Genomic DNA, 1,089 nt, shown 5'->3' on the forward strand with positions numbered 1-1,089 from the left:
GGGCGAGTTTCATGGCCTCCTCGATCAGGGTCTCCACGATCTTCGACTCCGGAACGGTCTTGATCACCTCTCCCCTGACGAAGATCTGCCCCTTGCCGTTGCCCGAGGCCACCCCCAGATCCGCCTCCCGCGCCTCACCGGGACCGTTGACCACACAGCCCATCACCGCCACCCGCAGCGGCACCTCCAGCCCCGACAGCCCCGCCGTGACCTCGTCGGCCAGCTTGTACACATCCACCTGCGCCCGACCGCAGGACGGACACGAGACGATCTCCAGACCCCGCTGCCGCAGATTCAGCGCCTCCAGGATCTGGATGCCCACCTTCACCTCCTCCGCCGGCGGCGCCGACAGCGACACCCGGATGGTGTCCCCGATCCCCTGCGACAGCAGCGCCCCGAACGCCACCGCCGACTTGATCGTCCCCTGGAAGGCCGGCCCCGCCTCCGTCACCCCCAGATGCAGCGGATAGTCGCACCGCTCCGCCAGCTGCCGGTAGGCCTCGACCATCACCACCGGATCGTTGTGCTTGACCGAGATCTTGATGTCCCGGAAATCGTGCTCCTCGAACAGCGACGCCTCCCACAGCGCCGACTCCACCAGCGCCTCCGGCGTGGCCCTGCCGTACTTCCGCAGCAGCCGCTTGTCCAGCGAGCCGGCGTTGACCCCGATCCGGATCGGCACGCCCCGGTCCTTCGCCGCCCGCGCGATCTGTTTGACCTGGTCGTCGAACTTCTTGATGTTGCCCGGGTTGACCCGCACCGCCGCGCAGCCGGCCTCGATCGCGGCGAAGACGTACTTGGGCTGGAAGTGGATGTCGGCGATCACCGGGATCTGCGACTTGCGCGCGATGACCGGCAGCGCCTCCGCGTCCTCCTGCGTGGGGCAGGCCACCCGCACGATCTGGCAGCCGGCCGCCGTCAGCTCGGCGATCTGCTGCAGCGTGGCCCCCACGTCCGCGGTCCGGGTCGTGGTCATCGACTGCACCGACACCGGCGCGTCCCCGCCCACCGCCACCGACCCGACCTGAATCCGCCGGCTCTTGCGCCGCTTTGCGAGCCTGGTCGGAACGGACGGCATGCCGAGAGAAA

General features: G+C 69.1%; 1 protein-coding gene. It reads right to left on the reverse strand.

Features of this window, described 5'->3' with window-relative positions; genetic code table 11:
- Positions 1-1,089 (reverse strand): flavodoxin-dependent (E)-4-hydroxy-3-methylbut-2-enyl-diphosphate synthase (gene ispG / locus ABD224_RS29215; protein ID WP_344055336.1); only part of this gene is annotated, 1,089 nt, incomplete at both ends.

This window comes from Streptomyces thermoalcalitolerans (assembly GCF_039525155.1).
Classification (GTDB): Bacteria; Actinomycetota; Actinomycetes; order Streptomycetales; family Streptomycetaceae; genus Streptomyces; species Streptomyces thermovulgaris.